At 45.7% G+C, this 387-nt stretch carries 1 protein-coding gene; it reads left to right on the plus strand.

Annotated features, from left to right (window positions below; translation table 11 throughout):
• The coding region (locus MWU56_RS16465; protein WP_410548952.1) for an IS110 family transposase at positions 1–300 on the plus strand (300 nt) is incomplete at its 5' end.
• Positions 301–387: the final 87 nt, after the last annotated feature.

Raw genomic sequence — 387 nt, forward strand, 5'->3', positions numbered from 1 at the left:
TTTGATGTACATGGTAATGACACAGGTCACGACCAGTATAAGAACGACGAAACGGGGTTCGGGAAATTCCTTAAGGAATTACCTAAAGGTTCATTGGTCGTTATGGAAGCCACCGGTTATTACCATTACAGGCTTGCGCAATTTCTTTACAAAAATGGAGTGCTCGTTTCCGTGGTAAACCCATTGTCGATAAAGCGGTTTATCCAGATGAAATTGGCCAAGGTGAAAATGGACAAGAGCGATGCCAGGCCATCTGTGACTATGCCCTGGTCAATGAGGTCCCTCTTTACGGTGCCCTGACCGATAACCAAAGTGAGTGTTTACAGTTGTTCCGGTTATTGGATGCCTATCTGAAACAGCGCACCGCGACCAAGAACAAGATACATG

It is taken from the genome of Allomuricauda sp. F6463D, assembly GCF_023015965.1.
GTDB lineage: Bacteria > Bacteroidota > Bacteroidia > Flavobacteriales > Flavobacteriaceae > Flagellimonas.